Raw genomic sequence first — 25,711 nt, 5'->3', positions numbered from 1 at the left:
GACACAAGCGATGAGCGGTCTCGAACTCGTCAACGTCACCAAGCGCTACGGTTCCGTCGTCGCGGTCGACGACGCCGTGCTGAACGTGCCGGCCGGCAGCTTCGTCTGTCTGCTCGGCCCGTCCGGCTGCGGCAAGACCACGCTGATGCGGATCGTCGCCGGGCTGGAAACGCCAAGCGCCGGCGACGTGCGCTTCGATGGCGCAGCGATCGGCGACCGTCCGGTGCACAAGCGCGACTTCGGGATGGTGTTCCAGTCGCTGGCGCTGTTTCCGCATCTGACCGTCGGCGAGAACATTGCCTATCCCCTCAAGATCCGCCGCCGGGGCAAGGCGGAACGCGAGGCGCGGGTCGCCGAACTGCTCGACATGGTGCGGCTTCCCGGCGTCGCCGACCGCGCGGTGTCGCAGCTTTCCGGCGGCCAGCGCCAGCGGGTGGCGATCGCCCGCGCGCTCGCGGTTTCGCCGAAGCTGTTCCTCCTCGACGAGCCCTTGTCGGCGCTCGACGCCAAGCTGCGCGAGGCGATGCAGGTGGAACTGCGCCAGCTTCAGCAACGCCTCGGCGTTACCACCATCGTCGTCACCCACGACCAGCGCGAGGCGATGACCATGGCCGACAAGATCGTCGTCATGAAGGGCGGACGCATCCTGCAGATGGACCGGCCGATCGACATCTATCGCCGGCCGGTCGACCCCTTCGTCGCCGACTTCCTCGGTCAGACCAATCTTTTGACCGCATCGCTCGATGGCGGGGCGGTCCATGTCGCCGGCGCACCGATTCCAGGCCTCGCGCTGCCGGCAGGGCGGCGCACGGCCGAAATCTCCCTGCGGCCCGAAGACGTGTCGGTGCGGCCGGAAGGCGAGGCACCGATCGCGGCGAGCGTCGAGTTCATCCGCGACATGGGCTCGGCGGTCGAGGTTTATCTCGACACAGCCGCCGGCCGCATCATCGCCCAAAGGCCGGCAGGCAGCGGTGGGCTCGCCGTCGGCGACAAGGTCTCACTCGGGCTCGATCCGGAAACCATCGTCGTCTTTCCCGACGGCGAGCACCGATGAGCGCGCCGGCCACCGCGGGCCAGCGTTCGGGCGGCCAACTGCCGCTCGTTTTTCCGGCGCTGATGCTGTTCGCTTTCTTCGTCGTGCCGTTCGGGCTGATGATCGCGGTGTCGTTCTTCGAGCGGGTGCAGGGCGGCTTCTACGTACCGATCTTCACCACCGCGAACTATGCCCGCTTCCTCAGCCTGTTCTTCGGTGAGGTGCTGCTGTTCTCGCTCGCCCTGTCGGCTGCCGTCTCGGCCATCTGCCTGACCGTCGGCGCGCCGTTCACCTATCTTCTCACGAGACTGTCGCGGCGGGCGCAGGTGCCGTGGTTGGTCGCGATGCTTGCCGTCCTGTCGCTGTCGGAGGTGATCATCGGCTTTGCCTGGTCGACGCTCTTGAGCCGTACCGCCGGCATCTCCAACCTTTTCGCGGCGATCGGGCTGATGGATGGCCCCGATTCCTGGAGCCCGAGTTTCGGCGCCGTCCTCGCCGGCATGGTCTATCAGGCGCTGCCCTATGCGGTGCTCGTGCTCTACCCGTCCTTCTCCCGTCTCGACCCGTCGCTGGCGGAAGCCGCGCGCACCCTCGGCGCCTCGCCGGTCCGCTCGTTCCTGACCGTCATCCTGCCGGCAATGCGCACGACGCTGATCGCCACCTTCATCATCGTCTTCGTCTTCGCCCTCGGCGCTTATCTCTTGCCGCAACTGCTCGGCCGGCCGCAGCACTGGACGCTGTCGGTGCTGATCACCGATCAGGCGATCTACCAGTCGAACATGCCCTTCGCGGCGGCAATGGCGGTCTTCCTCGTCATCGCCAGCCTGTTGCTCGTGCTGTTGACGACCGTGCTCGGCCACAAGGGGAAACCAGCATGAGCGAGCGGTTTTTTACCCGGTTCTTCCTCTTCCTCGTCGCGCTGTTCCTCGCCGGCCCGCTGGTCGTCATCGCCGGGGTCTCGGTCAACGAAAAGCGCAGCCTGACCTTTCCGCCCGAAGGCTTTTCGCTGGATTGGTACGCCCAGATCTTCACCGATGGTGACTGGCGCAGCGCCCTGACGACATCGGTCCTGATTGCCCTCGGCGCGGCGACGCTCTCCGTCCTCATCGCCCTGCCGATCGCCTATGCGCTGTGGAAACGCGTCAGCCTCGTCGGCCGGCTGATCCAGACCCTCGGCATCTCGCCCTTCGTGCTGCCGCCGGTGATCACCGCGCTGGGCGCGTTGAGCTTCTGGGCGACGGTCGGGTCCTACGGCGCCTGGTACAGCGTCGTCATCTCGCACGCGATCTTCTTCACCAGCCTGCCGCTGGTGACGCTGTCGCTCGGCTTTTCGACCATCGACCGGGAGGTGACCGAGGCGGCGCGGACCATGGGCGCCGACGAGCGCATCATCCTGTCGACGATCGTCTTGCCGATGATCGCCCCCTACATCGTCTCCGGCTTCGCCTTCGCCTTCGTGCTGTCGCTGAACGAATATATCGTCGCCTACATGACGGTGGGCTTCACCTTCGAGACGGTGCCGATCAAGATCTTCAACGCGCTGCGCTACGGCTACACGCCGACCATGGCCAGCGTCTCGATCCTGTTCGTCGGGGTCGCCGTGGTCGTCTTCGGCCTCGTCGCGCGCTTCGGCGATCTGCCGCGGCTGCTCGGCGCCTGGAGCGCGGGCGACGAGACATGAGGGTCGCTGCGTTCCAGCTTTCCGCCAGCGGCGAGGCCTCTTCCGCCCGACTCGCGGCGATCGAAGCCCATGTCGCCGAGGCGAAACAAGCGGGCGCAACGCTCGCGGTGTTTCCTGAACTCGCCCTGCCCGGCTACGGCGCCGGCGAAGCGATCAAGGACGAGGCGCGGGCGCGTGGCGACGACGATTTGGCGGCCCTCGCCCGTCTTGCCGCCCAGAGCGATGTCGCCATCGTCTCCGGCATCGCACTCCAACGCGACGGCGCGATCGTCAACGCCGCGGTACTTTTGCGTCCCGGCGAGGAACCGGTCGTCTACGCCAAGCGCCAGCTTTACGGCGCTTACGAAAAGACGCTGTTTCGCGCCGGCGATATCCCTCCCCCCATCGTCGACATCGGCGGGATGAAGGCCGGCCTGCTGGTCTGTTTCGACGTCGAGTTTCCCGAACATGTCCGCGATCTCGCCAGGCGCGGCGCCGAGATCGTGCTGGTGCCGACGGCACTGCCGAGGAGCCCGGCGGCACACTTCATCGCCCGCAACGTGATCCCGGTGCGAGCCTTCGAAAACCAGGTCTTCGTGGTCTATGCGGATTGGTGCGGCGCGGACGAGCGCTTTACCTATCAGGGCCTGTCCTCGATCGCCGCGCCCGACGGCAGCCGCCTCGCCGAGGCCGGCGAGAACGAGCCGGCGAGGCTGATCGCCGACATCGATCCCGGCGCCTTCACGGCTAGCAAGGAGCAGAATCCCTATCTCGACGAGCTGCGGGCGGTTTGAGGCGACTGGTTGCCGAACTGCCTACCAGGCGCAGATTTTCGTATTCGTCTCGGCGTTCGCCCAGCAGGCGGGATCGTCCCGCTCCCGCACATAGGTTCCGGCGAGCGGAATGTTGCGAGTGCCGAGATTGACGAAGCCGGAGGCGTAGCCGGGGCTGTCGACCAGGAGGATGTAGGTGACCGCCGGTCCTTCGATGGTGAAGCTGCCGGCCGAATCCGTCATCTTAAAATCGCAGCCGAAATAACCGTCGTCAGTGGCGAAGCACTTCGCCGGCTTGGCCTCGGCGCCCGTCGCGAAAACGACGAGGGCGAGCCCCGCAAGGCCGCCCGCCCTCTTCCATGCCTTGGTCGACACCATGATCGCCTCCCAGCGAACCGGCCACCTCATGTGGCCGTATCGTTGAGAGATTAGCACGGCACCGGTGCCGCAGGGAGAGGCCGGCAAGCAGATGCGCGCCTCCCGCGACGGCCGAAACCGGCCGCCTTGCCCTTTCCCGCGCCCTACCGCGTCAGGCGCTTGTAGGTCGGCCGCTTCGGGTTGACCGATTCCGGGCCGAGGCGGCGGATCTTGTCCTGCTCGTAATCCTCGAAATTGCCCTCGAACCACTCAACGTGGCTGTCGCCCTCGAAGGCCAGGATGTGCGTCGCCAGCCGGTCGAGGAACATGCGATCATGGCTGATCACCACGGCGCAGCCGGCATATTCCTCCAGCGCGTCCTCGAGCGCCGTGAGGGTCTCGGTGTCGAGATCGTTTGTCGGCTCGTCGAGCAGGATGACGTTGGCGCCGGATTTGAGCATCTTGGCGAGATGCACCCGGTTGCGCTGGCCGCCCGAGAGCGTCCCGACCTTCTGCTGCTGGTCGCCGCCCTTGAAGTTGAAGTTGCCGACATAGGCCCGGCTGTTCATCTCGTATTTGCCGAGCTTCATGATGTCGACGCCGCCCGACACCTCTTCCCAGACCGTCTTGTTGGGGGCGAGATCGTCGCGGCTCTGGTCGACATAGCCAAGATCCACCGTCTCGCCGACCTCGATCTTGCCGCTGTCGGGCTCTTCCTGGCCAGTGATCATCTTGAACAGGGTCGACTTGCCGGCGCCGTTCGGCCCGATGATTCCGACGATGCCGCCGGCCGGCAGCTTGAACGAAAGGTTTTCGATCAGCACCCGGTCGCCGTAGCTCTTGGTCAGGTTCTCGACCTCGATGACCCGGTTGCCGAGCCGCTCGCCGGTCGGGATGACGATCTTGCCGTCCGCCGGCTTGCGGTTTTCGGCGATCTCGACCAGCTCGTTATAGGCCTTGATCCGCGCCTTGGACTTCGACTGGCGGGCCTTGGCTCCCTGCTGGATCCATTCGCGCTCGCGGGTCAGCGCGCGCATGCGCGCGTCGTCCTCCCGGCCCTCCTGCTTCATCCGCTTGGCCTTCTTTTCCAGATAGACCGAATAGTTGCCCTCGTAAGGCATGCCGCGACCGCGATCGAGCTCGAGAATCCAGCCGGTGACGTTGTCGAGGAAGTAGCGGTCGTGGGTGACCATCAACACCGAGCCCTCGTATTCGCGCAGGTGCTTTTCCAGCCACAGGATGGTCTCGGCGTCGAGATGGTTGGTCGGCTCGTCGAGCAACAGGATGTCGGGCTTCGACAACAGCAGTTGGCAGAGCGCCACCCGGCGCTTCTCGCCGCCGGACAGCGGCGCGATCTCAGCGTCGGCCGGCGGACAGCGCAGCGCGTCCATCGCCATCTCGACCTGCGACTCCAGGTCCCACAGATTCTGGGCGTCGATCAGATCCTGGAGCTTCGCCCCCTCCTCCGCCGTCTCCTCGGAGTAGTTCATCATCAGTTCGTTGTAGCGATCGAGGATCGCCTGCTTTTCGGCGACGCCCTGCATGACGTTCTCGAAGACGGTCTTGGTCTCGTCGAGATGCGGCTCCTGCGGCAGATAGCCGACCTTGGCGCCTTCGGCCGCCCAGGCCTCGCCGGTGAACTCCTTGTCCTCGCCGGCCATGATTTTCAGAAGCGTCGATTTACCCGAACCATTCGGACCGAGAATGCCGATCTTGGCGTCGGGGTAGAAGGAAAGGTGGATGTTCTCCAGGACCTTCTTGTTGCCGTAGGCCTTGGTAAGTCCGGACATGTGATAGATGAACTGGCGTGCCATGGCGCGCTGCCGCTCCGTATGATGAGGGGAATGAGAAGTTGCGCCGTACCTAAGCCATCCCGCGCCTCGGGGCAACGGGCTGGGGCGGCCATCCGAGAGACGCCGGGTGAAACTGAGACACACCGTTCGCATGCCGACTTGGCCCTTCTTGACCAGCCGCGCTCGGTCTGGAGCGAGGACATCGCGATCAAGACATGGGCGGAAAATCTCTGACGGTTGAGCCAGGCATCATGTCTTAAATGTCGCGTCTCCGGTGGACTGTCGCTTCAGCCGTTCCGGCATCCTCCCCCCTGCGGCGCGCCGACCGAGGCCCCCAGCGGACGAGCCGAAGGAGTCGCCCGTCGATGGCCGCGAGGCCCACCCCGATCAGCCCCATGCCGAGGAAATGACGCGGGGCGAGGCGCTCGCCCAGCACCAGCCAACCCAGAAGGATGGCGCTGACCGGAATCAGGAATGTGACCAGCAGCAGATTGGTCGCGCCCGCCGTCGCCAGAATGCGAAAATAAAGAACATAGGCGAGTGCCGTCGACAGGGCCGCGATGCTAAGGATCGCGCCGACGGTCGGCAAGCTCGGCATCGCCAACGTCCAGGGCCGGTCCACGACGAGCGCCAGCGGCAGCAACAGGAGCGTCGACGCCGTCACCTGTCCGGTGGCCGTCGCCAGCGGCGCGACGCCCATGCGCTTGAACCGCCGGCCGAAGATGCCGGCCAGCGCATAGGAGAACGCCGCCGCCAGACAGGCCAATTGCGCTACAACCCCGAGGCCGAGACCTTCCAGCGCCGCCGGCCCGATCATCATCGCGACGCCGCCGAGACCGGCGACGACACCGGCCAATCGCTTGCCGGTCAGTTTCTCGTCATCGGTCAGGACATGCGCGACGAGGACGGTGAACAGCGGGGTGGTGGCGTTGAGGATGGCCGCGAGGCCCGACGCGATCTGGGTCTGGCCCCAGACGAACAGGCTGAACGGCACGGCGTTGTTGATCAGGCCCATGACCAAGAAGGCGGCCCAGACGCGCCGCTCCCTCGGCATCCTGACGCCGAGCAGCCGAAGCGCGGCGAACAGGATCACGCTGGCGAGGCCCACCCGCAGCACGACGATGGTGAAGGGCGGCAGCTCCTTCACCGCGACCTCGGTGAAGAAGAAGGAGCCGCCCCACAGCACAGAGAGGGTGAGCAACATGCCCCATTCGCCAAGGGTCATCGCGCAGCTGATCGTCGCGGCGGGCAACGAGCTGTCGGTCTGGCGGCGCATGGGCGAATCGGCTCCCGAGTGTCGAACCGGACCCTATGGAGACTTGCCGACGACCACGACCCGATTTCCGGACAGTCCCGCTATTGCCAGCCCGCCGCGTCGACGACGCCGCCGCGACAGCCGCCGCCTGCTGGATTCGCGGCGCGGATCAGATCGCCGAGATCGGTTTGCGGCGTGATCGTTCCGGCCAGATTGATACGCAGCTCCGCGATCAGCTGGCGCCCGCCGTCGCGGGCGCAGTCGATCAGCACGCGCTGTCCGGCGCCGTGCCCGAAGGCCTTGTCGAAGCCAGCGCGGATGACCGGCGCGTCGAGCTGCTGACCGAGGCTGTCGACGAATAGCCGTCGGACGGGCGATGCGTTGAGCTTGCCGATCAGCGCCACCGCATCGGCGAAATACTCCTCCGCGTCCGCCCCGTAGCAGCTGCCGTGCTTGACCCATTGGTGCCGGTCGAGAATCGCCTCGGCCCCCGGCATGACCGCATCGAGCGCCCGCCGCGTAGCGCGACTCAATTGCGGCTCCGGCAACGCGCTCCAGTCGCCGGCCCGATCCGCCGACACGATCTCGGCGGCGACGCCACAATACTCGTTGCCACGGGGCTGCGGCCAGAGCCCGTGCAGCACGAAGCCGCCATCCTCACCGCCGTTCCGGCAGTCCCTTGCTCTCGGCTTGGTCTCGCAAAACGCAGCGTGCCAACTGGCCGCGAGCACAGTGGCGCCTGAACCGGAACGCTGGTCGCCGGATGGCGGCGTTTCCCGATCATCTCTTCGGCCCTCGGCCCATCCCTGGCCCAACGCCTTCGCCAACGCCTCGGCGCCCCGTCTCGACGCGGCATCGCTTGTCGAATCCTCACCCGCTGCGGCCGAGACGCCGTCGGCCTCCACCCGGCCACAGCCGACGGCGACCCAGCGGCGCGGCGGCTCGGCATCTGGAATCACGACATAATAATGCGTCGCCGCCTCGGCGTTGCGGCCGACCAGCACATATTCGACGCCCGGCTCCGTCGCGATGCCGCCGGGGTTGGTCTGTTTGCGAATTGATTGCAGCGCCGGACAGCGCGCCTCGGCGACGAAGCGGCCGGTCATCGGCACCTGTGCGAATGCGGATGGGGCGACGAGCAGGAGCGCGGCAAGCAGGCAAAAGCGTTTCATGCGGTCATTCGATACGTCAGAGCGACGACGCGGGAAAGGCCGCCCGCCAGATGCGGCAACGGGCTGACCGCGCCAAGGGGACCGCCTCAGGGGGTTTGGGCCGGTGCCTCTTCGCGCTATACCGATTCGCGGCGAGCTTGAAAACACGGCACGCGGCTTGCGATCCCGCTGGCGGCCACGAACGAGGACGGGGGTGTTGTTCGATCTGCGAGAAACCATAGACAGCCGCTCCGGCGCGGCGGTTCACGTCTACAGCCGCAAGGCACAGGGACACGCGCGCGGCATCGTGCTGGTCCATCACGGCCTTGCCGAACATGCCGGCCGGTATGGCCGCCTCGCCGCCGAGCTTGCCGCCCTCGGTTTCCACGTCTTCGCTCATGACCATCGCGGCCACGGCTCGACCAGCGCCTCCGACGCGCCGTTCCGCCGCTTTGCCCGCCGCCACGGCGCCGACAAGGTGCTCACCGACTGCCGGGCGATTCATACCCATGCGCTCGGCCGTTATCCCGGCCTGCCCGTGGTGGTCTTCGGTCATTCGATGGGCGGGTTGATCGCCCTGAACTACGCGGAAAGCCACGGCCGGGACCTCGCCGGCGCCGCGGTATGGAACGCCAATTTCCAGACCGGGCTGCAGGAACGCGTCGGCCGGCTGGCGCTCAAGGCTGAAAAGGCGTTGAAGGGCTCCGACGTGCCGAGCGCGCTGTTGCAGCGCGCCACCTTCGAGGCCTGGGGCAAGGCGATCGAGCCGCGCCGCACGATGTTCGACTGGCTCTCGCACGATGACGCCGAGGTCGATGCCTATATCGCCGACCCGCTCTGCGGCTTCTCGCCGACCTTGTCGATGATGGAGGATGTGATGACGCTGATTTTCCAGGGCGGTTCGCAGGCCGGGCTCGACATGCTACCGCCCGCGCTGCCGATCCACTTCCTCGGCGGCACTGCCGATCCGGTGACTGACAAGGGTGAAGCGATCCACTGGTTGGCGGGCCAACTGCGCCTTGCCGGCGCGCGCGACGTGACGGTCGCGATCATCGACGGCGCGCGGCACGAAACGCTGCACGAGTTGCCGCCCTATCGCGAGCCAGCCATCGCGAGCCTCACCGCTTGGCTCCAGCGGATCGTCCCGGCGAATTAGGCGTTGACCACTTGCGGCCCACAAGCCCCGTCAAAGCGCCGGGATCGGCCGCACACCTTGCGCATCGTTCAAGATCGGAGTCAGTGAGGTCGGCATGGAGCAGTTCTTCGATCCAGAGATGCTCGGCGAAGCCACCCGGCAGGCCGGTCGGCTGATCGCCGCGGCTTTGTTCAGCGGCGTGATCGGCTTCGAGCGCGAAAGCAAGGACCACCCGGCCGGCTTGCGGACCCATATGCTGGTCGGCATTGGCGCCTGCCTTTTCACGCTGCTGATGACGCTGCTGATCGGGCGCTTCGACAGCGACGACGTGCGGGCCGACCCTGTGCGTGTGGTCGAGGCGATCACCAGCGGCGTCGCGTTTCTCGCGGCCGGCGTTATCATCCAGGCGCGCGGTCGCGTACATGGACTGACCACGGGTGCCTCGCTCTGGCTGGCCGGCGCCGTCGGGCTCGGTGCCGGGCTCGGCGAATATCTTCTGTCATTCATCGCCGTGGTGCTGACGCTTGTGGTGCTGCGCGTGATCAAGGCGTTCGAGTAAGGGCGGCGCCGGTCGGCAGCGGACGCATGGCTCCATGGCTGGATGAGCGGCCTGCTCCTTCGGGCCGCTTGGCACGGCCCTGCAATCGCCGGCATGATACGGCTGCCATGCACGGGAGGCATGGCTGACATGCCGAAACATCTATGGCTTTGCATACGATTACGACTATTTGAGGTCTAGGTCGCGGGCGGGCGAAACCTCCTCCCTTCGTTCCGCTTCGACTGTTTCCTCCCAGGATTTTCCAATGGAAGATCCTTCTTTCAGCCGGGTTCTCGCGAGCCCGGCTTTTTTCTTTCGCAGTCGGTGCCCGCAAGCGGAAACGGGCCCCTCCGCCCGGAACCGCGCGCCCAGGACTTTAGCGCTCCGTTTCGCCTTCAGCCGTCGAGGCTGGCACAAAACCGCTGGATGCGCGAACAGGCCTCTTCGAGCAGCGCGTCCGAGGTCGCGTAGGAAATCCGGAAATTCGGCCCGAGCCCGAACGCCGAACCCTGCACCACCGCGACGCCTTCAGCCTCCAGCAGTTCGGAGACGAAATCCTCGTCGCTCGCGATCACCTTGCCGGCGCCGGTCTTCCTGCCGATCAGCCCGGCGCAGGACGGGTAGACGTAGAAGGCGCCCTCCGGCGAGGGACATTCGATGCCGCTCGCCTGGTTCAGCATCGAGACGACGAGATCGCGACGGCCCTCGAAGATGGCGCGGTTCGTGGCAATGAAATCCTGTGGGCCATCCAGCGCCTCGAGCGCCGCCCATTGGGCGATGGAGCAGGCGCCCGAGGTCTGCTGACCCTGGATCATGTCCATCGCCTTGATCAGTTGCACCGGCCCGCCGGCATAGCCGATGCGCCAGCCGGTCATCGCATAGGCCTTGGAGACGCCGTTGATGGTCAGCGTGCGATCGTAAAGACCGGGTTCGACTTCCGCCGGCGTGGTGAAGGTGAAGTCGCCATAGACGAGATGCTCGTACATGTCGTCGGTCATCACCCAGACATGCGGATGACGCATCAACACGTCGGTCAGCGCCTTCAACTCGCCGCGCGTATAGGCCGCGCCCGACGGGTTCGACGGCGAGTTGAACAGGAACCATTTGGTCTGCGGCGTGATGGCCTTTTCGAGCGCGTCCGGCGTCAGCTTGAAGTTCGTCTCGATGCCGGCCTCGACGAAGACGGAGGTGCCGCCGCAGATCGCCACCATCTCCGGATAGCTCACCCAGTACGGCGCCGGGATGATCACCTCGTCGCCAGGATTCAGCGTCGCCATGAAGGCGTTGAACAGGATCTGCTTGCCGCCGGTGCCGACGATGGTCTGCTCCGGCTTGTAGTCGAGATTGTTCTCGCGCTTGAACTTCTTCGAGATCGCCTGGCGCAGTTCCGGAATGCCGGAAATCGGCGTGTATTTGGTCTCGCCGCGGTTGATCGCCTCGATCGCCGCGCGCTTGATGTTGTCGGGCGTGTCGAAGTCCGGCTCCCCTGCCCCCAATCCGATGACATCGCGGCCGGCCGCTTTCAACTCGCGCGCCTTCTGGGAGACGGCGATGGTGGCGGACGGCTTGACGCGATCGAGGGCGGCGGCGAGGAAAGCCATGGAAAAGGACTCCGGTCAGAACGTCGGAAAGGCTCCCGCAGGAGCGCGCGGACCCTAGTCCCAGACGTTTTGCATCGCAAGCCGGGATGCAAACCGCCACGTGCGGCCGGGCGTCCGTCCTGCCGCCGGCGTCTTTCGCCCCTGCCAGCCTCAGCGTTCGATCAGAATCTCGAAGCCGCCGAAGATCACGCGTTTGCCGTCGAACGGCATCGGGTTGGTCTCCGGGCTGAGGCGCGGATCCTCCATCAGCTTCGGCATCGCCTCGTTGCGGACCTCCTTGGAGGGCCAGAGTATCCAGGAAAAGATCACGGATTCGTCCGGCTTGCGCTGAACCGCCATGGAGAACGACGTCACCTTTCCCTCCGGCACGTCATCGCCCCAGCATTCCACGACCTTGAGCGCACCGTACTCCTTGAAGACCACCGCCGCGTCCTCGGCGTGTTTGCGGAACTTCTCCCGATTGGCGGTCGGAACGGCCGCCACGAATCCATCGACATAGGTCATTGCTTCCTCCTTCAGCCGGAATCACTGCTCTTCGCCCGGCCGCGCCGACCATCGGCGCGGCGCCTTCCTCATCGCCCGTCATAGGCCTCCTGCAAGGCACGGACGTCGATCTTCACCATCTGCATCATCGCTTCCATGACGCGGCGCGCCTTGTCCGGATCGTCGTCCCGCAACATTCGCGGCAAGACCTCCGGCACGATCTGCCAGGACAGGCCGAATTTGTCCCTGAGCCAGCCGCATTGGACCGGCGCGCCCCGTCGGCGGTCAACGCCGCCCAGTAGTGGTCGACTTCCGCCTGGTCCTCGCAGCTGACCGACAAGGAGATCGCGTCGTTGAAAGGCTCCCGCGGCCCGCCATTCAGCGCCTGAAACGACTGGCCGGCAAGGATGAAATCCACGAGGACCACCGAGCCTGCCTCGCCGCCGGGCCAGTCGACGCCCGAGCGCATGAGCCGGTCGATCCGCGAGCCGGGAAACACCAAAGGTAGAACGCGGCGGCCGTCACCGCCTGCCCGTCAAACCAGAGGCAACTGGAAATCTTCTGCATCCTGGTCATTGCGGCGTTCTCCTGTTCTGCCGTTCTGGTTCCGCTGCTAGCAAGCGAGCTTGGCCATCGCCGCCTCGATGCTGCACTATCGCGGCTGGCGGTAGTCGCGCGGCGAAGGACGAATTCATGATCACCATTCACGGGATGCAGGACTCCGGCAATTGCTACAAGCCGCGGCTGCTGATGGCGCTGCTCGGAAAACCGTTCCGCCACGTCGAGGTCAGTTCCCTCGACGGCTCGACACAGCAACCGGGCTTCCTTGCCCTCAATCCCATCGCCAAGGTGCCGGTGCTGGAACTAGAGGATGGCCGGACGCTGCCGGAATCCGATGCCATTCTCTGGTACCTCGGCGAAAACAGCCGCTTCGTTCCGAGCGACCCGTTCGAGCGCGCGACAATGCTGTCCTGGATGTTCTTCGAGCAATACAGTCACGAGCCCACCGTCGCTGTGCGGCGCTCGCTGCTGGTTTATCCGGAAATGGCGGAGGTCGCTACGCCGGAGCGGCTGGCGGCTACGCTCGCAGGCGGCAACAAGGCGCTTGCCGTCATGGAAGCGACCCTGTCCCGCGCCGATTGGCTCGTCGGCGACGCTCCCAGCCTGGCCGATATCGCGCTCTATGCCTATACTCATGTGGCGGACCAGGGCGGCTTCGATCTCGCGATCTATCCGGGCATCGGCGGCTGGCTCAAGCGCGTCGAGGCCCTGCCGGGCTACCGGCCGCTCGACTGGCTGCCGGCGGATTGATCCCGATCGCCCGCCGCCCTCTCGGCTTCGATCTCGCGTGCCGGCCGCGGCGGCTCGCCATCCACCGGCTTCGGCCAGCCCTCGCGCTGGCGGCCACGCACACCGTCGAGCTCTTCCGTCTGATCGTGAAACAACAGCACCTGGGTGTCGAACGGCATGTCGATCCCGGCCTTGTCGAGCGATGCCTTGATCGCCTCCAGCGCCGCCGCCTGGGTTTGAACCACGTCGGTGCGCACCGAGTTCGTCCACCAGCGCACGCGCAGATTCACCGTCGATGACGCCAGATCTGAGACCAGCACCTCGGATTTCGGCTCGCTCTCGACACCCGGCGTGTCGGCGAGCGCGGCGAGGATCGCCGCGCGCGCCGTCGCGACATTGTCGCCATAGCCGATGCCGACATCGTATTGCGAACGACGCAGCCTGTGCGCCGTATTGACGGTCACCGCGTTGGAATAGACATCGGAATTGGGAATGATCACCCGGCGACGGTCATAGGTGGTGATGATCGTCGCGCGCGTCTCGATCCAGTCCACCGTGCCCTCATAGCCGTTGACGATGATCTGGTCGCCCACCTGAAACGGCTGGCGCAGCAACAGGAGCAACCCAGCCAGCCAGTTCTGCAAGATGTCTTTGAAGGCAAATCCGATGGCGACCGACCCGATTCCGAGGCCGGCAAGAAGATCGCCGGGCCGTACGGAAGGAAGAATGATGGTCAGCGCAAACAGGATGCCAAGAACGATGAAGACCCATTTGAGGAACGAGCCGAGGACCTCGCCGAGATTGGCCCGGCCCCGTCGGCGCGCCCATGAGCGGAAAACCCGGCCAGCGATCCAGCCGATGAGGATGAACAGGGCAATTACCAGGAACGCGGCGAGGAAATTGGGGATCAGCCGCTGAAAGCCGAGAATCCAGCCCTCGACCTTGCCGAGCATGACGTCAGGATCGAGGCTGATCGGCTCGGCCACCGTGAGAAGGTCTTCCTCAGGCGACGCAGCTCTTTCGCCGGCCGGCGCTTCCTGCTGGGCATAGGCTTTGCGCATCGCTGCGTCCTTTGGCGCCGCCTCTCACTGAACAAGCGGCCGCCGGGCATCAGGCGACCGCTTCACACAGGCTTTCTCGGCCCTTATTTCGGCGCCGCGATCACACCGCAGGCGACCCGGTCGCCGGCATCGCCGGATGGCTGCGAGATGTAGTCGTCGGCGCCGCCATGGACGATCAGCGCCGAACCGTCCGCGTCGGCAAGCGGCGCCTCGCCGCCGTCGATCGTCACCATCGCGTTGAATACCTCGACCTTGGCAGTGCCTCCGGTGACGGTGAAATTCGGCATGTCGCCGGCATGGGGGCCGTTCCCGGACAGATAGCCATGCTCGGTATTGCCGGGATTGTAATGGCCGCCGGCCGAACTGAAGTCGCCCTCGCAGGTGCCGGTTTCATGGATGTGGAAACCGTGCTGACCGTCTTCGAGGCCCGAGAAATCCCCATTCAAGAGCACGCCGAGCGGCGTCGAGGTGATCTCCACAGTACCGCGCGACGCGCCGTCCGGGCCTTTCATCTCGATGGTCGTCGGAGCTGGTGAGGTGCCGGCGGAGTCCTGGGCCAGGGCCGGCGCCGCGAGCAGCGCGGCGGCAATGGTCGTGGTTATAAGGCGCATGGTACATCTCCCTGGAGTTATGGTCGGCGACGCCAAGGACCGATCGCGAGCGCGGTCGGGTACGAGACGGTCCGTTCGAACCGCAACGGACGCGCCCCGCGATCGTTCCCGCGTCAAAATCGCCGCTCTCTGCTTGCGGCCTCGTTCAAAGCCGCCCTGAAAGCCCGCACCGTGAAATTTCCGCTTCGCATCGTCCTCATTCTACTTGCCCTGTTCGCGCTTGCGATCGGCGGCGGGTTGCTCGCCGGACCGGAGCGCCTCTGGCGATCTGTCGGCGGCCCGGCCGACCAGGGCGCTGTCGGCTTTTCCGATCTCTCCCGCAGCCTCGCCCCGAATGACGCCCTCGCCTGTTTCCCGGGCGCCTGCAATGGCGCGACCGACATGGCCCTGCCGCTTTACCAGGACGCACCCGCCGCACTGCTCGACCGTCTCGACGCGTTCGTCCTCGCCGATCGCAACGTCACCCGCGTCGATGACGGCGCCCGGCCGGACTATCGCCGCTATGTCGCCCGCACCCCGGTCTTGCGGTTTCCCGACACGGTCGATGCCGAGGCCATTGCCGGCGACGGCGGCACACAGCTGCGGCTCTATTCCCGCTCGCTTCTCGGCCACAGCGATTTCGGCGCCAATGCCGCGCGGCTGAAAGTCTGGGCGGGGTGGTTGCGACGGGACTGAGCGCCGGCCGGAGCTACCGGTACTCTCTCCGCCTCGCCGCGCCCTTGCGTTCGCTTTCTCCAGACGCTAGCCCGGCCGGACCGCAAACTGACCCGCCCTGCCGATGTCCCGCCTCAACGCCAACCTCCTCCTGCTGCTCGCCGGTGCCGTCTGGGGCATGGGCTTCGTCGCCCAGTCGACGGCGATGGAAGATGTCGGCCCGTGGACCTTTGTCGCGGCGAAATTCGCGCTCGCCACCCTGTCGGTCCTGCCCTTCGCGCTGCGGGAATCCGCCCGCGCCGGATCCCCGCTTCCAAGGGGTGCGCCAGCCGGCTTCGTCGCCATCGGCGTCATGCTGTTCATCGCCTCGATCCTCCAGCAGATCGGCATCGTCACCACCTCGGTCACCAATGCCGGCTTTCTGACCGGGCTTTACGTCGTCTTCACGCCGTTCCTCGCCCTCGTGATCTTGCGCAACCGCGCCCATTGGGTGGTCTGGCCCTCGGCGCTGGCCGCCTTCACAGGCATCGTGCTGCTCGGCGGGGGCAGCGTTTCGGCGCTGAAGTCCGGCGATGTCCTGATGATCGTCTGCGCCGTCTTCTGGGCCCTGCAGATCCTCCTCGTCGGGATCTTCGCCGGTCCCAGCGGGCGCCCCTACACGCTGTCGGCGGCGCAGTTCGCCGTGACGACGGCGCTCGCCGCCCTCGGCGCACTGATCCTGGAGGCTCCGTCCCTTGCCTCGCTCTTCGCCGCCTGGCCCGAAATCTTCTATGGCGGCGTGTTCTCTTCGGGTCTGGCCTTCACGCTGCAGACCATCGGCCAGCGCCACACGACGGCACCCCAGGCGGCGATCTTCCTGTCGTCCGAAGCCCTGTTCGCCGCGCTGTTCGGTGTCGTCCTTCTCGGCGAACGGATCGCCGCGATCGGGCTGGTCGGCTGCGCGCTGATCTTCGCGGCGATGCTCGCCGTCGAACTGGTCCCGCTCTATCGCCCCGCGCCCGCGGCGCGCGAGCCGGTCTGACCCGACTGCCAAACCCGCCGGCATCTGCTATGCCAGGCGGACGCAATCAGGGGAGACGATGATGGACGCAAGCGACGTGATTCCAAAAGGTGATCTCACCGTCCGCATTCCGGCCATGCCCGCCGACGCCAACGCCAATGGCGACATCTTCGGCGGCTGGGTGATGTCGCAGATGGATCTCGCCGCCGGAATCCGCGGCGCGGAACGGGCGCGGGGCCGGGTGGCCACCATCGCCGTCAACGCGCTGACCTTCAAGCGGCCGGTGAAGATCGGCGACACGCTCTGCGTCTATTCCTCGATCGAGAAGATCGGCCGCACCTCGATCCCGCTGGCGATCGAAGCCTGGACCAAGGCCCGCGCGTCGAACGCGCGGACGAAAGTCACCGAAGGCACATTCGTCATGGTGGCGATCGACGAGGCCGGGCGGCCGGTGGCGATCCCGGCGGAGACACTGGCTGAGTGAGACGGTCGTTCCGGCCGTCCTCACCCGGGGCTTGGCGCGGCGCCGGAGCATGGCGGCCGTCGCAGCGGTTTGTCTCAATCCTGCGGAAAGTCCGTCGCTTCGCCGGTCGCGCGCCGCGCTTCGATCTCCGCCAGCCGCGCCTTCAGCCGCTCGGTGACCTGTTCGACGCCCCAGGCGCCGAGGACGAGATGGCGTGGCGGCGCGGCGTGCTCGGTCAGCGCGATCATCGCCTCCGCCGCGCGTGCCGCTGATGCCCTCCCTGCGCTGGGGCATTCCGCCAGCCCCACGAGCCTGCCGATCGGCGGCCGCTCGGCGTCGCCTTCGTTCGCGTCACGGCGAATGCTTTCTTGTGGCCCAGATCTGGAGGGTCATGATGCCGGGGCCCCGGCGATGCGTGCCGCGTCCGTCTCAAGCTTCTCGGCCAGCCGCCTGCGGGAGCGGGCCCATGCCCGGCTGAAGGGCGTCTCGCCCCGCTCTGCCCGTTCCGCCGCCTGGCGCAGGCCGTCCGGCAAACCGGCTGGCACGCGCATCGACGCCTCTTTCCCCATCATCCTTCTCATCGCGTCCTCCGACGCCGGTATCGGCGTATACGCCGCCCCGGGCAGCCGGATCGCGAGTTCATGGATATGCGAATATCCGGTCAACAGCAGAAACCGCTGTCCGCCCTGCCGTTCCATCGCCGCCAGTGTGTTGCCGAACATGCGATCCTCACGTTCCACATGATGGTCGCACCACTCGTCGATGCCGCAGATCGGTATGCCATGATCGACCGCCAGATAGGCACAATAGGCCATGTCGGCCGGCCCATCCGCCAGCCAGCCGCGCGCGAGATAGTCCTCCCGCATTTCCAGCAGAAGACAGTCCGGCTTAAAGCCGTCGATCAGCCCCGTGAGATCCGAAATGGGAAACTGGCGGGAGGTGAAATGCGCGCTGTGAATCGTCCCGGCCATGCACAGAAGCCTGTCGGCGGCAGGATTGCGAAAGTGCCGGACATGACGAAATTTCGCCTTTGCCGGCCACAGACTGAAGGCGAGCAGCGATCCGATTTCATGGATGATTGGACTGAACGCGATCCCCATCGGCGCTTTTCGGTTTGAAATAGATATCGTGCTTGCGGCCGTTCGATGCGACATAGGTCACTTCGTGCGAACCGCGAGGAAAATCCGATGCCGTTACCGCGAGGGTGGTCTCGATCTGCGGCAGTGTCGCCAGCACGGTGGAAAATTCCGGACGCAGCCAGCACCGATCGGCCGAAACGACGTTGAGGTTCACCTTCCAGGACGGTGGCCCCGGCAGATTGCCGGCATCGATATAGAAATGGGCTTCTCCGCGCCATTTCGCATCCACCGCCTGCCGCAGAAATCCCATGGCCGCGCTCTCGCGTGCGTGCAGGAATGCCGCGATCGCCTCTACCGACGTTTGCGGCACCCGGAAATATATCTTGGCATGCGCCTCGCCGCCGTCGTCGACGTTCCAGCCGATCATGCTTGGCCAGGCATCGGCAAAGTGGTCCATGAGCGCCTTGGCGGCGGTCAGCGTCGCAGGCGTCAGGGTCGCTCCCAGAACACCGACCGTCGCGGCGGACAAGGTCTCGTAATAGGCCCAGGGATTGAGATAGATTTTCAGCTGCCTGCCGGACGCGCCGACCCCGGCGCCGATCCAGCGGGTGAAATTCCCCTGGAAGGCCGGTCGCCGGTCCAGACCATCGACCATCCGGCCGAGTTCGCGAAAAGCCGTCGGCAAAGGCATGAAGTCCTGCAGTGCCGGGCCGGACTGGGCGACCGACTGTGTCGCCGCGAGATCGTGGATGAAACGGACGGCGCCGACCTGTCCGTCGGCGAGACTCACCGACCACTCGAACGGCAGATGATCATGGGTGATGCCGGACTGCCCGTTCGCCCGGCCGCATGTCTCGCGGGCGTAGGAGCGATGGACATGATCGAACAGCGCGGTCAGCGCCGCCATGTCGGCATCGGCTTTCATTGCACCGCGTGGGCGGGTTCGACACTTGGCCGCCGCAGGCAGGCATGGCAGGCATCGCATTCGAACACCCGGGAATGCGCGACGCGTTGCCGCTTCAAATCCTCCACCCAGGCGCTCCGCCGGGAAAGCAATCGGGGCAGGTCGTCTTCACGCAGGCTTCCAATGGCGTTTTTCACCTCCGCGACACCGGCGGTCTGGCAGCAGAGCGCGACCGATCCGTCCCAATCCACAAAAAGGCTATGCCCTGCGAGATACCCGCACGGGGCGGCATCACGCTGTTCGCCACGGCCGATGATCGCATCGCCGAGCGAAATATGGAACGGTCGCCCCCGCTCCCTGTTCTGTTGCACCCACTGCTTGATCTCATGCAGCCGGCGCGACTGCATGCCGATCCCGGCTTTGCCGGTATCGACGGTCTGGATCAGAGGGACGAAATGGATCCGTTCCGCGCCCGAGCGATCGCGCAGGGCGTCGTACATCTCAGCGTCGAGCGACATCTGGTCCGTCATCGTGAATTGCGCGTAGGTGCTGATTCCAAGGCCGGAGAGCAACCGCGTCGTCGTCATCACCCGGTCGAAGGTTCCGGCCCCCCGGATCGCGTCATGCGCGGGCGCCGTGACGCCGTCGAAGCTCAACGTCACATGATGCGGAATATGCCGGCTGCAGGCTTCCAGCAGCGGGTCGAGCAAGGTGCCGTTGGTCGTGATCGAATAGGCCAGCGACAGCGCCGCGCATTCCTCCACGACATCGTTGAGGTAGGGGTAGAGGGTCGGCTCCCCGCCCGAGAAAGAGACCCCGACGACGCCGAGGCGCCGGGCCTCGGCGAGCAACTCCTTGCAGAGCGCCGGATCGATATCCCGGTTGAAGTGCCGATGCTGCAGGCAATGGGCGCATTTCAGGTTGCAACGGGCCGTCAACAGCACGCCCAGATGCCTGATCATGGCACGGCGGCGGCGCGTGGCGGGTTGGCCATGACGACCGCCTTCATCCGCGGCTCCAGCGTGTCCCAGTCGGGCTGCTCGCCGGGTGCGACATGGTCGTTGAGCCACTCCGCGATCAGGCACATGTAGTTTGTCGGATAATATCCCGTCTTGCCGGGCAGCGGACAGGGATTGCAGGACAAGCCGTTGAATTCACAGCGATTGCAGGGAATCTGGTGCTTGTAGAGCACGGCGTTTTCGGGTTTCTGCACCGTTTCGTGGAAGCCGTTGAAGCGCTCGCTCGCCGTCAGGCTGTCGAGCGCGCCATCCTTGATGTTGACCCGTTCGAACCGGGTATCGACGTTCTGCGAGGCCGCGAGCTGACAGGGGCTGATGTCGCCGTCGGGACCGACATGGACGTTGTCGTGGACAGCCGGGCAGCCGAAGGGCATCGGCGCCAGTTTCTCGGCCGCGTATTTGCGATGGAATTGGTAGACCTTCGGCTTGGCGGGAACATCGATCTGAATGTCGGGATAGTCGATGACGCAGTCCAGAAGGGTCACCAGCGCGCGAAACTGCGCGACATTGTCGGCCGCCAGCCTCTCGTAGTTCTGCAGGGCATCGCCCGTCGCCGACAGATTGGTGACCTTCAGGCCGCCCGCGCCGATCCGGCGACACAGATCGACCATGTCCCTGGCCCTGTCGGCCCATGCCGAGGTGATGACCGCCTGGATCTGGATCAGCGGGTACTCGCGGTTCCGTTCTTTTTTGGCGGCCGCGAGTTTTCCGACGAAGGAGCAGGTCTTGGCGAAGGTACCGGCGCCTCGCATCAACTCGTGTGACCAGACGTCGGGACCGTCCAGGCTGACGACGACCTTGCGAACGCCCGTTTCGAATATTTTGTCGATATACTTTTGATCTTGCCGAATTCCGTTCGTATTGAACGAAATGTTGAGCCCGGCCTCGGCGGAAACCTCCAGGATGGTGAGGAAGTCCTTTCGAATCGTCGGCTCGCCGCCGAGATAATGTACCGACTCCACCCCGCGCGCCGCAGCCTCCCTGATGCTGGCGAGAAATTCTTCCGTCGACAGGTCGCGGATGGTGTCGTCGCGCAGACTCTCGCCCACGCAGCAGTGCGCGCACGCCAGATTGCACTTCGAATTGACGTCCCATCGAAGCAGTTTCGGAACCGTCGACCGGCGATAGGCTTCCATTCTGGATTGGCTGGGCATGGTCCTCTCCACGCTTTAACGATGGCGTTCCACCGATGGGTCCGAACCGATGGGCCCGAACCGATGGGCTTGAGAAGCGGACGATAATGATAACGTTCCGCCACAGGCATTCTGGTCGACCGACGGTGTGGCGCACCGGCAACGACCCTCCTGCCCCTTCCGAACGACCCCCCTGCCCCTCCCGATTGAAGTGACCTGAGATCGCTCCGCCCTCGATCGCCCCGGCCTTATCGTCCGAACAGGTGCGACCGCCCGGACCGGATGGCCAATGGCGCGAAAAGGCCGATCGATCGGTTTTCAAGCTCGCCGTTCGCCGAAGGCAGGCAGGCGACCCTGTTGCCAGTTGCCTGCGGCCTGTCTCGGCGCGTATGGGTCCTGGCCAGATTCGCGGACCGTCGGACTATCGTCCGACCAGCCCGAAGCGTCGCGACGCCGTCGCCACTCTGCGCGACGCAGCCCTGCGCTTGGCTCGCCCTGGCGAACCGGGAGACGAAACCGCGTCCCTATCCTCGTCCGCGCTCTCGCCCCGGCCACCACAATCTCGCGCGGCCAGGGCCTATCGTGTGACAGGACGGATTTGTTCGAGGCGCGCGCCCTAGCAGTTCACACCGCCGCAGCCGGCACCCCAGGCCTCGGCCGGCCCGCCGCCGTCCGGCATATCCTTCAGCTTCGCCACCTTGGCGTCGATATCCAGCATGAGCGCAATGGCGTCGTCTTTCACGCCCATGGACGACAGCATCTCTTTCTTCTGAGAATCATCCAACTCACGCACGCTACTGAAATCTTTAGGGATCTTCATGTCTCTCGTAATCTTGAAACCAGGCATCTGACATCTCCTTGTTTCGTTGGGCAGAAGGATAGTGCGACCGAGCGAACGTTTAGTCAATGCAAAGCTGCCGCCGCCCCCGTATTGCCTTACGTCAGATCGCGCGCAAGCGGCGGCCGATACGACTGCAGCCCCTGCGTCATGGAAGCGCGAAAAGGCGCCTTTACTTGCGGTGCGGCCGTCCTGAGCCCGCATTCCGGAGCACTGCCGGGATGCGTCGCCCGACGCGCTGACGACGGGTTAGCGGCACCATCCGTGCGGCGTCTTGACGCATAAGCGGCGGCACTCTTCCCTCTGCCGGATGCACCGGCCGGCTCGGCGTCCCCTGTCGCTTGCGGATATCGTCGAATCCCGCCCGCGACGACGCACGACGGCGAGGTCGAGCGCCGCCACCCGATACGGGATTGTTAAGCGGGGGAGCCGCTCGGGAACGCCCTCCTTGCCCGCGCGTTGGGTCGAGGATGACCCGACCAACCCGATTCGCCTCTATCCGGCAGCTTCTCCTTGCGATCCTCCTGACCGTCCCGGCTGCCGTCTCCGCCCAGACAATCCAGGCTCCGATACGGACGGAGACCGTGAGCACCTTCGCGCCAACTCTGCGCGTCGGCATCACCGAAAGTCCGCCCTTCGCCATGATCGCGTCGGATGGTGCCTGGACGGGCATCGGCGTCGACCTCTGGCGCATGATTGCGGAAGCGGAAGGCTACAACTACGAGTGGGTTGCCCTGGAAGCGAACGCGGGCGAGGCGGTTGCCCGCGGCGTGGTCGACCTCGCGTTGCCGGTCACGGCGACTGCCGATGCGGAAGCCACGATCGACTTTACCATCCCCTATTATACCGCGACGCTCGGTGCGGCCGGGGCTGGAGGCATCGATGTCCTCGGCATTGCCAAGACGTTTCTGTCCTGGACGTTCCTGCGCATCGTCCTGATTGTCAGCGCCATCCTGCTTGTGGTCGGAGCGCTGATGTGGCTGATCGAGCGGCGCGCCAACCCGGCGCAGTTTGGCACCGAGGACGAGGATACCGGCCGGCCGCGACGCTGGCTGCGCGGCATCGGCAGCGGCTTCTGGTGGTCGGGCGTAACCATGACCACGATCGGCTATGGCGACAAGGCGCCGGTCACCACGCTCGGCCGGGGCGTCGCGATGATCTGGATGCTGGTCGCCATGGCGCTGACCTCCAGCCTCACCGCCTCGATCGTCGGCGCGACCAACCTTTCCCGCCTTACCCAATTGCAGATTCCCGGCGATCTTCGCGACATGCGGCTGGGGGCCCTGCCGGACAGCGCGGCGGCAGGCTATCTTGAATCCGAAGGGCTCGCCTTCACCGACTATGACAGCGTCGAGGCCGCGATGAGGGCGGTCGAGGATGACCGGATCGACGCCGTGGTCGCCAATCTGCCGCTATTGCAACATGCCAACGGCGCGACGGGCGCCAGTCTCATGGTCTCTCCCTCGCGGGCCGAACCCGGCCTTGTCAGCTTCGCGCTGCCGGAGGGCTCGGAACTTCGGGAGCCGCTGAACGCGGCGATCCTGCGTCTGACCACCGGCAGTGGCTGGACCGACCTCATCGAGCGCTACGCGCCGGCGGGTCGCCGCTAGGGCCGAGACCTGAATCATCATAGCTTCGATGCGCTGAGAGGAAATTCATGCTGCGGACGCTCGTCAAGGATTATTTCTACATCCACCTCGGCATCGGCCTTGTCGGCAATCTCCTGTTCGTCCTCGGTTCGATCCTGTTCTTCAAGACGTTCGAAGCCTGGTATACCGTCGCTGTCTGGCTGTTCGTCGCAGGCTCGTCGGGCATGTTTCTCGGCTCGCTCGGACAGTTGTTCAAGACCATCTACGAAGCCGAGGAAAGACAGCGCGGCTGATCCCGACCGGCTCTTGCCCGTCCCTTCCATATTTTCCCTATTTGCACACGCCGCGCCGCCGGTTCTTGGCATCGAGATGCAGATGGTCGGCATGGGCGCGGTTATAGCCCGGACCGAGCACCGTGCCGAAATAGCGGCAGGCCGAGTGCCGCACACTCTTCTGGAATCCCTTCTGGCGGAACGAGAAGAAGCCCTTCTTCTCGACGTCGAAGGTGCTGCCGTCGGCGAATTTGAAGCCGCGCACGTCGAGGGCGTTGCCGCTGGCATGCTCGCTGATCGTGCGCGAGCCGGCGATGCGCGAGCAGCGATAGGAAGATGCGTTGAGCACGGCGGTCGGCCGGGTCCACAGCCGCCAGCGCGCCGCCGGCTTGACCTCGTCCTCGACCCATTTCGAAATGCGCGCCGCCGCTTGGCAGTTCAGCGTCGCCGCCGGCTGCATCCGCACGCCCCTGGCGATCTCCAGCACCTTGACCGGATAGGAAATGCCGCAGCCCGCGCCCTTGCCGACCGACGCCACGTCGACGAATTTGACGCCCATCTGGCGCAGGGCCTTGCGGCACATCGCCTCCGATCGCGGCAACGCAGTGTAGCCGCTCGGCGTCTCCTGTTCGAGGCGCCCGCGCCCGGGTACTGCGTCGGGCCGTCGCGCGGGTTGCGGCTGGCCGCCGAGCGCAGCCACGATGCCCCGATGCGGTATCAATTGCGGCGAAGTAGCCTCGCGGGACGCCGTCTGCGGTGGCGGGATCGCCCCCGGCGTGACGCGCTTGAGGCCTTGCCAGGGATCTTCGACGGGTTCGGCCGCCCCAAAGCGCGCGGGATCGGTATCGACCTCGGACGGTGCGTCGAGCGGCGGCGGCGGGCCTGCATGGGCGCCGGCCGCGCCGGGCGCGATGGATGCGGCGCCGGCCGCGCGGGGCGCGCTTCGCCCCAGGAGATCGTCGAGCAGCGCCCGGTCGTCGGCGGGTTGCGTCGTCCGAGCGGGCACCGGCGATAGCGGCTGGAGATTCGGAGCATCCTGTCTGCCGACACCGCCGACGCTCGGCGTGTAGCCCTCGCCAACCGCCGGCATCCGGCCGCCCCAGACCATCGCGCCGTTGCCGCTCTGGGCCAATGACTCCGAGGAAAGGCTCGCCGCCGCGAAACAAACGGCGGCGAGCGCAGAAATGCGCCATCCGCTTTTACGCAATACCATGCGATGGCCTTTCGTCTGCCGCGGAACTCGAGCGGGACGACCAAAGACTACCGGGGTTTGGTAAGCGAAGGATGAACGGGACGCGGAAAATGTTGCTTTTCGACAGCCGCTATGGTCGGCCCGGCGACATATGCGGCACGGCGCCCCGGATCGGATGCAACGTCGCGCCGGCGGCAGGCGCGGATGCCGCCCCGGTGCACGAAAGCGCCGCCGCCAGCCAGCCGGCTGCCGCTTTGCGGGACCGCGACCCAAGTTCCATCGGCGCCCAACTCGCGCGAGCGTCTGGCGAGGTCGTGTCACTCCTGCGGATTGGCTCCATGGGGGCGCCGGAAACGATTTGGCCAGCCGGGAAACCGGCGACCTTCCGCGGATCGGTCGAATAGAGCAGGTCGTCCTTCATGCGCCGAAAGTCGCGCATCGGCGCTGAACCGGACATGAACGAGGCGACGAAAGGACGTACGCGACGCGGCAAGCCACGGCCGCCGCAGCCCGCGCCGCGATGAGGCGGGCTCGCCGACCAGCGAGGCCCGTCGGTTCCCGCGCTCGGCGGGCGCCCGCGAAAGTCGCTGCGCTTGCCGCAAGCTTCGGGCGTGCTGGAGTCACCGCTTGCCGATCTTCGCAGCAGCGATAGGAATTCGACGGCGCCGCAGCGACGACTGCTTGCTTATTTTTGTTGACAGCTACGGAAGCGTGCGGTTGTATCAAGTTGATACACTTTGATTGACGCAGCGGCCTGTCCTGTCTCTTGTCGGCACGATGATAAAAAAATCAGTTGATATCCGTAGGCTTTGATTTAATACTTATCC

The 25,711-nt window shown here is 65.7% G+C and carries 27 protein-coding genes and 1 pseudogene; 12 read left to right on the top strand and 16 right to left on the bottom strand.

The window, feature by feature from the left end:
- Window positions 1-10 precede the first annotated feature (10 nt).
- Genes MJ956_RS08520 through MJ956_RS08505 form a run of 4 tightly spaced genes read left to right on the top strand, consistent with a single transcriptional unit; the run spans window position 11 to window position 3,487 of the window.
- Window positions 11-1,054: an ABC transporter ATP-binding protein gene (locus MJ956_RS08520; RefSeq protein ID WP_253964051.1), complete on the top strand. Its 1,044-nt coding sequence runs from the start codon at window positions 11-13 to the stop codon at window positions 1,052-1,054.
- Entirely contained in the window at window positions 1,051-1,911 is an 861-nt protein-coding gene (locus MJ956_RS08515) for an ABC transporter permease (RefSeq protein ID WP_253964050.1), read from the top strand. Before MJ956_RS08520 ends, MJ956_RS08515 begins: the two co-directional genes overlap by 4 nt.
- Window positions 1,908-2,714 carry an ABC transporter permease gene (locus tag MJ956_RS08510; RefSeq protein ID WP_253964049.1) on the top strand — a complete coding sequence of 269 codons (807 nt, stop codon included), beginning with the start codon at window positions 1,908-1,910 and terminating at the stop codon, window positions 2,712-2,714. Before MJ956_RS08515 ends, MJ956_RS08510 begins: the two co-directional genes overlap by 4 nt.
- The gene (locus MJ956_RS08505) at window positions 2,711-3,487 is read left to right on the top strand and encodes a nitrilase-related carbon-nitrogen hydrolase (RefSeq protein ID WP_253964048.1); all 777 of its coding nucleotides are present in this window, start codon (window positions 2,711-2,713) and stop codon (window positions 3,485-3,487) included. Before MJ956_RS08510 ends, MJ956_RS08505 begins: the two co-directional genes overlap by 4 nt.
- A 21-nt stretch (window positions 3,488-3,508) precedes the next feature.
- On the opposite strand, the gene MJ956_RS08500 is transcribed toward MJ956_RS08505, so the two are convergent.
- The 4 genes from MJ956_RS08500 to MJ956_RS08485 all read right to left on the bottom strand — a co-directional run bounded on the left by MJ956_RS08500 (window position 3,509) and on the right by MJ956_RS08485 (window position 8,043).
- Entirely contained in the window at window positions 3,509-3,874 is a 366-nt protein-coding gene (locus MJ956_RS08500; RefSeq protein WP_253964047.1) for a hypothetical protein, read from the bottom strand.
- A gap of 113 nt (window positions 3,875-3,987) precedes the next feature.
- On the bottom strand, window positions 3,988-5,637 hold the full coding sequence (gene ettA / locus MJ956_RS08495) for an energy-dependent translational throttle protein EttA (RefSeq protein WP_253964046.1): 1,650 nt from the start codon (window positions 5,635-5,637) through the stop codon (window positions 3,988-3,990).
- Window positions 5,638-5,872: 235 nt separating this feature from the next.
- Window positions 5,873-6,841, bottom strand: coding sequence for a DMT family transporter (locus tag MJ956_RS08490; RefSeq protein ID WP_253964073.1), 969 nt, complete (start codon window positions 6,839-6,841; stop codon window positions 5,873-5,875).
- A gap of 131 nt (window positions 6,842-6,972) precedes the next feature.
- A complete protein-coding gene (locus MJ956_RS08485) occupies window positions 6,973-8,043 on the bottom strand; it encodes a ribonuclease T2 family protein (protein ID WP_253964045.1) in 1,071 nt (356 codons plus the stop codon).
- A 196-nt stretch (window positions 8,044-8,239) separates the two neighbouring features.
- On the opposite strand from MJ956_RS08485, the gene MJ956_RS08480 reads away from it, so the two are divergent.
- Window positions 8,240-9,178, top strand: a complete 939-nt coding sequence (locus tag MJ956_RS08480) for an alpha/beta fold hydrolase (RefSeq protein ID WP_253964044.1) — start codon at window positions 8,240-8,242, stop codon at window positions 9,176-9,178.
- Between the two features lie 94 nt (window positions 9,179-9,272).
- Window positions 9,273-9,716 carry an MgtC/SapB family protein gene (locus MJ956_RS08475; RefSeq protein ID WP_253964043.1) on the top strand — a complete coding sequence of 148 codons (444 nt, stop codon included), beginning with the start codon at window positions 9,273-9,275 and terminating at the stop codon, window positions 9,714-9,716.
- 374 nt (window positions 9,717-10,090) lie between these two features.
- Here MJ956_RS08475 and MJ956_RS08470 read toward each other — a convergent pair whose 3' ends face one another.
- The 3 genes and pseudogenes from MJ956_RS08470 to MJ956_RS08460 all read right to left on the bottom strand — a co-directional run bounded on the left by MJ956_RS08470 (window position 10,091) and on the right by MJ956_RS08460 (window position 12,346).
- Window positions 10,091-11,296: a pyridoxal phosphate-dependent aminotransferase gene (locus MJ956_RS08470; protein WP_253964042.1), complete on the bottom strand. Its 1,206-nt coding sequence runs from the start codon at window positions 11,294-11,296 to the stop codon at window positions 10,091-10,093.
- Between the two features lie 150 nt (window positions 11,297-11,446).
- On the bottom strand, window positions 11,447-11,800 hold the full coding sequence (locus tag MJ956_RS08465; RefSeq protein WP_253964041.1) for a DUF1428 domain-containing protein: 354 nt from the start codon (window positions 11,798-11,800) through the stop codon (window positions 11,447-11,449).
- A 68-nt stretch (window positions 11,801-11,868) separates the two neighbouring features.
- A pseudogene (locus MJ956_RS08460) lies at window positions 11,869-12,346 on the bottom strand (VOC family protein).
- A 126-nt stretch (window positions 12,347-12,472) separates the two neighbouring features.
- Between MJ956_RS08460 and MJ956_RS08455 the strand changes: the two are divergent.
- Complete coding sequence (locus MJ956_RS08455) at window positions 12,473-13,090, top strand: glutathione S-transferase family protein (protein ID WP_253964040.1); 618 nt, start codon at window positions 12,473-12,475, stop codon at window positions 13,088-13,090.
- Here the strand turns inward: MJ956_RS08455 and MJ956_RS08450 are convergent.
- Both MJ956_RS08450 and MJ956_RS08445 read right to left on the bottom strand, forming a co-directional pair.
- The gene (locus tag MJ956_RS08450; protein WP_253964039.1) at window positions 13,057-14,130 is read right to left on the bottom strand and encodes a mechanosensitive ion channel family protein; all 1,074 of its coding nucleotides are present in this window, start codon (window positions 14,128-14,130) and stop codon (window positions 13,057-13,059) included. The two genes, MJ956_RS08455 and MJ956_RS08450, sit on opposite strands and share 34 nt — an antisense overlap.
- 83 nt (window positions 14,131-14,213) lie before the next feature.
- On the bottom strand, window positions 14,214-14,741 hold the full coding sequence (locus tag MJ956_RS08445) for a superoxide dismutase family protein (protein WP_253964038.1): 528 nt from the start codon (window positions 14,739-14,741) through the stop codon (window positions 14,214-14,216).
- Between the two features lie 171 nt (window positions 14,742-14,912).
- Between MJ956_RS08445 and MJ956_RS18900 the strand changes: the two genes are divergently transcribed.
- The 3 genes from MJ956_RS18900 to MJ956_RS08430 all read left to right on the top strand — a co-directional run bounded on the left by MJ956_RS18900 (window position 14,913) and on the right by MJ956_RS08430 (window position 16,879).
- Entirely contained in the window at window positions 14,913-15,416 is a 504-nt protein-coding gene (locus tag MJ956_RS18900; RefSeq protein WP_253964037.1) for a DUF1499 domain-containing protein, read from the top strand.
- Between the two features lie 103 nt (window positions 15,417-15,519).
- On the top strand, window positions 15,520-16,416 hold the full coding sequence (locus MJ956_RS08435; protein ID WP_253964036.1) for a DMT family transporter: 897 nt from the start codon (window positions 15,520-15,522) through the stop codon (window positions 16,414-16,416).
- 58 nt (window positions 16,417-16,474) lie between these two features.
- The gene (locus tag MJ956_RS08430) at window positions 16,475-16,879 is read left to right on the top strand and encodes an acyl-CoA thioesterase (protein ID WP_423724823.1); all 405 of its coding nucleotides are present in this window, start codon (window positions 16,475-16,477) and stop codon (window positions 16,877-16,879) included.
- Window positions 16,880-16,953: 74 nt separating this feature from the next.
- On the opposite strand, the gene MJ956_RS08425 is transcribed toward MJ956_RS08430, so the two are convergent.
- The 6 genes from MJ956_RS08425 to MJ956_RS08400 form a co-directional block, all read right to left on the bottom strand.
- Window positions 16,954-17,106, bottom strand: a complete 153-nt coding sequence (locus MJ956_RS08425; protein ID WP_253964034.1) for a hypothetical protein — start codon at window positions 17,104-17,106, stop codon at window positions 16,954-16,956.
- Window positions 17,107-17,247: 141 nt separating this feature from the next.
- Window positions 17,248-17,829 (bottom strand): hypothetical protein, encoded by a 582-nt coding sequence (locus MJ956_RS08420; RefSeq protein WP_253964033.1) that lies wholly within the window; start codon window positions 17,827-17,829, stop codon window positions 17,248-17,250.
- 97 nt (window positions 17,830-17,926) lie between these two features.
- Window positions 17,927-18,862, bottom strand: a complete 936-nt coding sequence (locus MJ956_RS08415; protein WP_253964032.1) for a hypothetical protein — start codon at window positions 18,860-18,862, stop codon at window positions 17,927-17,929.
- Complete coding sequence (locus tag MJ956_RS08410; protein WP_253964031.1) at window positions 18,859-19,803, bottom strand: radical SAM protein; 945 nt, start codon at window positions 19,801-19,803, stop codon at window positions 18,859-18,861. The genes MJ956_RS08415 and MJ956_RS08410 overlap by 4 nt, the downstream gene beginning before the upstream one ends.
- Window positions 19,800-21,014: a radical SAM protein gene (locus MJ956_RS08405; protein WP_253964030.1), complete on the bottom strand. Its 1,215-nt coding sequence runs from the start codon at window positions 21,012-21,014 to the stop codon at window positions 19,800-19,802. Before MJ956_RS08405 ends, MJ956_RS08410 begins: the two co-directional genes overlap by 4 nt.
- A 595-nt stretch (window positions 21,015-21,609) precedes the next feature.
- On the bottom strand, window positions 21,610-21,840 hold the full coding sequence (locus tag MJ956_RS08400) for a hypothetical protein (protein ID WP_253964029.1): 231 nt from the start codon (window positions 21,838-21,840) through the stop codon (window positions 21,610-21,612).
- Between the two features lie 575 nt (window positions 21,841-22,415).
- On the opposite strand from MJ956_RS08400, the gene MJ956_RS08395 reads away from it, so the two are divergent.
- Together MJ956_RS08395 and MJ956_RS08390 are read left to right on the top strand one after the other, a co-directional pair.
- The gene (locus MJ956_RS08395; protein WP_253964028.1) at window positions 22,416-23,441 is read left to right on the top strand and encodes a transporter substrate-binding domain-containing protein; all 1,026 of its coding nucleotides are present in this window, start codon (window positions 22,416-22,418) and stop codon (window positions 23,439-23,441) included.
- Window positions 23,442-23,488: 47 nt separating this feature from the next.
- Window positions 23,489-23,713 carry a YrhK family protein gene (locus MJ956_RS08390; protein ID WP_253964027.1) on the top strand — a complete coding sequence of 75 codons (225 nt, stop codon included), beginning with the start codon at window positions 23,489-23,491 and terminating at the stop codon, window positions 23,711-23,713.
- Window positions 23,714-23,750: 37 nt separating this feature from the next.
- On the opposite strand, the gene MJ956_RS08385 is transcribed toward MJ956_RS08390, so the two are convergent.
- A complete protein-coding gene (locus MJ956_RS08385; protein ID WP_253964026.1) occupies window positions 23,751-24,824 on the bottom strand; it encodes an extensin-like domain-containing protein in 1,074 nt (357 codons plus the stop codon).
- Between the last annotated feature and the right edge of the window lie 887 nt (window positions 24,825-25,711).

The sequence above is a fragment of the Aurantimonas marianensis genome (assembly GCF_024195285.1).
Classification (GTDB): Bacteria; Pseudomonadota; Alphaproteobacteria; order Rhizobiales; family Rhizobiaceae; genus Aurantimonas; species Aurantimonas marianensis.
The sequence above is the reverse complement of the archived record's forward strand: the minus strand, read 5'-3'. Positions and strand labels throughout refer to the sequence as shown.

What these genes read in the sequence shown, in the direction of transcription:
- MJ956_RS08520 (WP_253964051.1), top strand. Translation starts at nt 11, where the DNA reads ATGAGCGGTCTCGAACTCGTCAACGTCACCAAGCGCTACGGTTCCGTC.
- MJ956_RS08515 (WP_253964050.1), top strand. Translation starts at nt 1,051, where the DNA reads ATGAGCGCGCCGGCCACCGCGGGCCAGCGTTCGGGCGGCCAACTGCCG.
- MJ956_RS08510 (WP_253964049.1), top strand. Translation starts at nt 1,908, where the DNA reads ATGAGCGAGCGGTTTTTTACCCGGTTCTTCCTCTTCCTCGTCGCGCTG.
- MJ956_RS08505 (WP_253964048.1), top strand. Translation starts at nt 2,711, where the DNA reads ATGAGGGTCGCTGCGTTCCAGCTTTCCGCCAGCGGCGAGGCCTCTTCC.
- MJ956_RS08500 (WP_253964047.1), bottom strand. Translation starts at nt 3,874, where the DNA reads ATGAGGTGGCCGGTTCGCTGGGAGGCGATCATGGTGTCGACCAAGGCA.
- ettA (WP_253964046.1), bottom strand. Translation starts at nt 5,637, where the DNA reads ATGGCACGCCAGTTCATCTATCACATGTCCGGACTTACCAAGGCCTAC.
- MJ956_RS08490 (WP_253964073.1), bottom strand. Translation starts at nt 6,841, where the DNA reads ATGACCCTTGGCGAATGGGGCATGTTGCTCACCCTCTCTGTGCTGTGG.
- MJ956_RS08485 (WP_253964045.1), bottom strand. Translation starts at nt 8,043, where the DNA reads ATGAAACGCTTTTGCCTGCTTGCCGCGCTCCTGCTCGTCGCCCCATCC.
- MJ956_RS08475 (WP_253964043.1), top strand. Translation starts at nt 9,273, where the DNA reads ATGGAGCAGTTCTTCGATCCAGAGATGCTCGGCGAAGCCACCCGGCAG.
- MJ956_RS08470 (WP_253964042.1), bottom strand. Translation starts at nt 11,296, where the DNA reads ATGGCTTTCCTCGCCGCCGCCCTCGATCGCGTCAAGCCGTCCGCCACC.
- MJ956_RS08465 (WP_253964041.1), bottom strand. Translation starts at nt 11,800, where the DNA reads ATGACCTATGTCGATGGATTCGTGGCGGCCGTTCCGACCGCCAATCGG.
- MJ956_RS08455 (WP_253964040.1), top strand. Translation starts at nt 12,473, where the DNA reads ATGATCACCATTCACGGGATGCAGGACTCCGGCAATTGCTACAAGCCG.
- MJ956_RS08450 (WP_253964039.1), bottom strand. Translation starts at nt 14,130, where the DNA reads ATGCGCAAAGCCTATGCCCAGCAGGAAGCGCCGGCCGGCGAAAGAGCT.
- MJ956_RS08445 (WP_253964038.1), bottom strand. Translation starts at nt 14,741, where the DNA reads ATGCGCCTTATAACCACGACCATTGCCGCCGCGCTGCTCGCGGCGCCG.
- MJ956_RS08435 (WP_253964036.1), top strand. Translation starts at nt 15,520, where the DNA reads ATGTCCCGCCTCAACGCCAACCTCCTCCTGCTGCTCGCCGGTGCCGTC.
- MJ956_RS08430 (WP_423724823.1), top strand. Translation starts at nt 16,475, where the DNA reads ATGATGGACGCAAGCGACGTGATTCCAAAAGGTGATCTCACCGTCCGC.
- MJ956_RS08425 (WP_253964034.1), bottom strand. Translation starts at nt 17,106, where the DNA reads ATGATCGCGCTGACCGAGCACGCCGCGCCGCCACGCCATCTCGTCCTC.
- MJ956_RS08420 (WP_253964033.1), bottom strand. Translation starts at nt 17,829, where the DNA reads ATGGCCGGGACGATTCACAGCGCGCATTTCACCTCCCGCCAGTTTCCC.
- MJ956_RS08415 (WP_253964032.1), bottom strand. Translation starts at nt 18,862, where the DNA reads ATGAAAGCCGATGCCGACATGGCGGCGCTGACCGCGCTGTTCGATCAT.
- MJ956_RS08410 (WP_253964031.1), bottom strand. Translation starts at nt 19,803, where the DNA reads ATGATCAGGCATCTGGGCGTGCTGTTGACGGCCCGTTGCAACCTGAAA.
- MJ956_RS08405 (WP_253964030.1), bottom strand. Translation starts at nt 21,014, where the DNA reads ATGCCCAGCCAATCCAGAATGGAAGCCTATCGCCGGTCGACGGTTCCG.
- MJ956_RS08400 (WP_253964029.1), bottom strand. Translation starts at nt 21,840, where the DNA reads ATGCCTGGTTTCAAGATTACGAGAGACATGAAGATCCCTAAAGATTTC.
- MJ956_RS08390 (WP_253964027.1), top strand. Translation starts at nt 23,489, where the DNA reads ATGCTGCGGACGCTCGTCAAGGATTATTTCTACATCCACCTCGGCATC.